Below are 4,180 nucleotides of genomic sequence, written 5' to 3'. Positions count from 1 at the left end.
CGGCGCTGCGGACGGCCGGGCACGGCGGCATGCCGGGGGTGTGGTGGCCCACCCGCGCCGGTCGACACCGGGTCGGGTGAACCCTCGGACGGGCCGGATTGCGTGGGGCCTTCGCCGGACAGCCGCGGCCTGATCCCGCCCCCCGACACCTCACACACCACCCGCCACCAACCTGCTCCGCGCCCTGCTCGTCCTGACGAACCTCGAACTCGACCGCTGACAGACGATCAAGACCGAAGACAGCCGCCCACGACCAGCACGAGCACCCACGAATCCCGCCGCACCAGCAGCCGCAGCAGCGAAAACCACGATGGTCGGATCTTCAGCGTGATCTTGCGAGGAACCCCGGCCGTTTACGGCCGGGAGGAATCGCATCCTTCGCGCTGCGGCGCGGAGCGCCACAGCATCGCTCCGGAAAGCTGGACGGTCAGTCGGATCGCTTCTGGTTCTCGATATACTCCTTGATGATGCTCAGTGGCGCGCCGCCGCAGGAGGCGGCGAAGTAGCTGGGGGACCAGAAGTGTTCGCCCCACAGGTACGTGCGGATGTGGCCCGGGAACTCCTGGCGGAGCCTGCGGGCGGAGACACCCTTGAGTGAGCCGACCAGCCGGGACAGGGCAACCTTCGGCGGGTAGTGCACGAGCAAATGGACGTGGTCCTTCTCGCCGTTGAACTCGACCAGCTCGGTTTCGAAGTCGGCGCAGACCGCGCGCATGATCTCCTCGCAGCGTCGAAGGATCTCGTCGGTGAACGGTCCGCGCCGGTACTTGGTAGTGAAGACCAAATGCGCATGCAGCGTGTAAACGACTGTTCGACCCCTGCGGATATCGGGGTTTGGCTCCCAGCGTGGTGACATAGATCAATGCTAGGGTCGGGGCCGTGAAGGTCGTGGTGCAGGTGAAGCTGACGCCGGAGGCCGACCAGGCCGCCGGCCTCCGGGCGACCCTGCGCACGGTCAACGAGTCGGCGAACTGGGTATCGGTGGTGGCGTTCGAGCGTGGGGTACCGCGTGAGTACGAGCTTCGCAAGCACACCTACGCCGAGTTGAAGGCGCGCGGACTGGGGGCACAGGCCGCCCAGCACGTCATCAAGAAGGTCCGCGACGCCTACACCACCCTGAAGGCGAACATCCGCGCCGGGAACCTCGGCAAGCCCGGTTCCAAGCGCCGCCGCAAGGCGGAGTCCAAACCGGTCACGTTCCGCCCCGCAGCCGCGCAGCCCTACGACGACCGCTGCCTGTCCTGGCAGCTGGACCAGCAGACCGTGAGCATCTGGACGACGGCCGGACGCCTCAAGGCCGTGCGCTTCGCCTGCTCGCCGGACGCGCTCAAGATGCTCCGCGACCACCGGCAGGGCGAGTCCGACCTGATCGAACGCGACGGCGTGTTCTACCTGATCGCCACCTGCGACGTTCCCGAGGCTCCGCCGAACGAGAACCCGACCTTCTTCATCGGAGTGGACCTCGGCATCGCCAACATCGCCACCGCCTCGACCGGGTACCGGGCCGCCGGGCGCGGCCTGAACCGGCACCGCAAGCGGCAGCTCGACCTCCGCGAGAAGCTCCAGGCCAAGGGCACCAAGGCCGCGAAACGCCTCCTCAAGAAGCGCTCCCGCAAGGAAGCCCGGCACACCGCCAACGTCAACCACATCGTCGCCAAGACCGTCGTCACCACCGCTGAACGCACCGGCTCCGGAATCGCCCTGGAAGACCTCACGGGCATCCGCAGCCGGGTACGGCTCCGCAAGGACCAGCGGGCCACCGTGCACTCGTGGAGCTTCCACCAGCTCGCCGCCTTCGTGGAGTACAAGGCGAAGCGGGCCGGGGTGCCGCTGGTGTACGTCGATCCGGCGTACACCAGCCAGGAATGCTCCCAGTGCCACCACATCGACCGGCGCAACCGCCAGTCACGAGCAACGTTCGCGTGCCGCGCCTGCGGCGTCATGATGCACGCGGACGACAACGCGTCCCACAACATCGCCCGCAAAGGCGCGACCGCGTGGACCGCGGGGCGTGAGTCACGCGTCCCAGCCACCCCATAGGCGGCTCAGACGTGGGAGGCCACGCGGCAGCCAGCCGCGCCCTACCCACAAGCCCGGTCCCTTCAGGGCCAGGTCAAGTTGACTGAAGATCCGACCGGACCTCGGTCAGTCGATACCTTCGACAATGCGGAAGTCGCGCTCGACGCCGTCGGAGAGGGCGGCCAGCGCCTCCTGGTAGGCCGCACTCTCGTGCGCCGCGACGGCCTGCTCGAAGCTGTCGAACTCGACCAGGATGGTGCGCTCGGCGATTCCGGCGTCATGCGCCACGACCCGACCGCCACGGACGAAGGTCCGACCGCCGGCGGCCTTGACGGCCGGACCGGCCAGCTCGTTGTAAGCAGCCAGCTTCTCAGGATCTGAAATGGTGCGGTAGACGCTGACCCAGTAGCCCTTGGGCATGGCACCTCCAGTGTTGTAATAAGTTTACCTAGCTTACGAGTTGGTCTCGGACGGGCGTCGGCGGGCGAGGGCGAGGCCCGTCAGCGTCGTGATCGCCATGGCGCCGATGCCGGCCAGCGCCGCGGTGGTGTAGGCGCTGTCGTCGGGGAAGAGGTGGCCGGGGCCGGTGCCCGCGGCGAGGATCAGGCCGCCGATGGCGCTGCCCAGGGAGTACCCGACGCTGCGGACGACGTAGTTGAAGCTCATGGCGCTCGACGTCTCGCTCTTGGGGGTGACGGCCAGGATGACGCCGGGCATCGCGGCCGAGAAGCCGCCGACGCCGAAGCCGAGCACGCCCATCGCCGCGAACAGTTCGGCCAGGTCCGACCGGGCCGCCGCGAACAGGGCGAACCCGCCGCCGACCACGACGGCGCTGCCGGCCAGCAGCAGGGGGTCGGCGATCCGCGTCCGGACCCGCGGCGTGAGCTTGCCGGCGACGAACCCCAGCACCGAGAACGGGATGAGGACCAGCCCGGCGACGATGGTCGTCAGCCCGAAGCCGTAGCCGGCGCCGTGCGGTGTCTGCGCGTACCGGGTGATGAGCGTGAGCAGGAGGTACATGCCGATCCCGCCGCCGAACATGGCGAGGTTCGCCCCGGCGACCGCCGGGTGCCGCACCGCCCGCACATCGACCAGGGGCGTCGTGCTGCGCAGCTCGATGACGGCCCAGGCGCAGAGCAGCACCACCGCGACGGCGGCGAGGCCCGCCGCCACGGCGAGGTGCCGGCTCCACAGATTCCGGCGAGGAGCAGCACCAGGAGCAGCGCAGCGGCCAGGACGACCGCGCCTGCCACGTCCACGTGGGCGGAGCGGCCTTCGGGGGCTTCGGGCATGGAGCGCCACGCGGTCAGGAGGGCGGCGGCGGTGACGACCAGGCCGAGGCCGTAGGCGGCCCGTACCCCGCCGAGCTCGGCGAGCAGTGCGGCCAGCGGGTAGCCGACGCCGGCCCCGATGATCGAGACCACCGAGATCAGGGCGATCACGGCCGCGCTGCGCTCCCCGGGGAGGTGGTCCCGGGCCACTCCGGGTAGTCCACGACGGCGAGGAACTGGCCGTCCATCCCCGCACAACCGACGGGCCCCGTCTCCCGGATCAAGGCATGGCCCAGTCACCAGTCCCGCCGAAAGCCGTCAAGCAATTCCTGAGAACGGAACGTCAAGCATGTCCTGAGTCCTCACACATCAGCGCACCGTCCCCCGACCGGCCGGGGCGGCAGGACACGGACCGTTCCCCGGAAGCCGCGCCGCCGCAATCAAGACCCTTTGGAGGCTCACGGCTGGCCGGGCCGAGTCCAACGCCCCTGCGCTGGCGTACGGCCGAGCCCCAGCGAGACGCTCGCCGTCCCCCTCGCCCGCCGACACCATCCGACGCCGCCGTCGACCCGGCACGGGAGTTCCGAAGATGCTGTACGGGCTCATCAAGGCGGTGCTCGGGCAGTAGGAAGTTCGAGAGCTGACGGCGCCTCCACCGTCAATGATCCGTCAGGAAAACCGTCGCAGGCGTCAAGGGAGCGTCAGGGAGCGGTCGGCCGCGGTCGGGCGGCCCCTAGCGTGAGCTGCGCCGAACGGCCCCGCGTCCTTCGTGAGGAAGGAGCGCGGGGTCGTGCCGGAGTCCGGCTCTCCGGACGGGCACACCGAGGAGGGCGTTCGGCGGCCCACCGGCAGGGGGAGGGGGACGCGCGGTCATGGCACCGGGTGCGCTG

4 protein-coding genes are annotated in these 4,180 nt (G+C 69.8%); 1 reads left to right on the top strand and 3 read right to left on the bottom strand.

What is annotated here, in order from left to right:
- Positions 1-427: 427 nt before the first annotated feature.
- Positions 428-856: an IS200/IS605 family transposase gene (gene tnpA / locus ABZ641_RS27795; RefSeq protein WP_359985980.1), complete on the bottom strand. Its 429-nt coding sequence runs from the start codon at positions 854-856 to the stop codon at positions 428-430.
- A gap of 23 nt (positions 857-879) precedes the next feature.
- Here tnpA and ABZ641_RS27790 point away from each other — a divergent pair, with 23 nt between their 5' ends.
- Entirely contained in the window at positions 880-2,040 is a 1,161-nt protein-coding gene (locus ABZ641_RS27790; RefSeq protein ID WP_359985977.1) for a transposase, read from the top strand.
- Between the two features lie 105 nt (positions 2,041-2,145).
- On the opposite strand, the gene ABZ641_RS27785 is transcribed toward ABZ641_RS27790, so the two are convergent.
- Together ABZ641_RS27785 and ABZ641_RS27780 are read right to left on the bottom strand one after the other, a co-directional pair.
- Positions 2,146-2,439 (bottom strand): DUF1330 domain-containing protein, encoded by a 294-nt coding sequence (locus ABZ641_RS27785; RefSeq protein ID WP_344622978.1) that lies wholly within the window; start codon positions 2,437-2,439, stop codon positions 2,146-2,148.
- Positions 2,440-2,472: 33 nt separating this feature from the next.
- Complete coding sequence (locus ABZ641_RS27780; RefSeq protein ID WP_359985974.1) at positions 2,473-3,192, bottom strand: hypothetical protein; 720 nt, start codon at positions 3,190-3,192, stop codon at positions 2,473-2,475.
- Positions 3,193-4,180: the final 988 nt, after the last annotated feature.

The sequence above is a fragment of the Kitasatospora sp. NPDC007106 genome (genome assembly GCF_040634455.1).
Taxonomy (GTDB): Bacteria; Actinomycetota; Actinomycetes; order Streptomycetales; family Streptomycetaceae; genus Kitasatospora; species Kitasatospora arboriphila.
This window is presented reverse-complemented; position numbering and strand designations above follow the sequence as displayed.

What these genes read in the sequence shown, in the direction of transcription:
- ABZ641_RS27785 (WP_344622978.1), bottom strand. Translation starts at nt 2,439, where the DNA reads ATGCCCAAGGGCTACTGGGTCAGCGTCTACCGCACCATTTCAGATCCT.
- tnpA (WP_359985980.1), bottom strand. Translation starts at nt 856, where the DNA reads ATGTCACCACGCTGGGAGCCAAACCCCGATATCCGCAGGGGTCGAACA.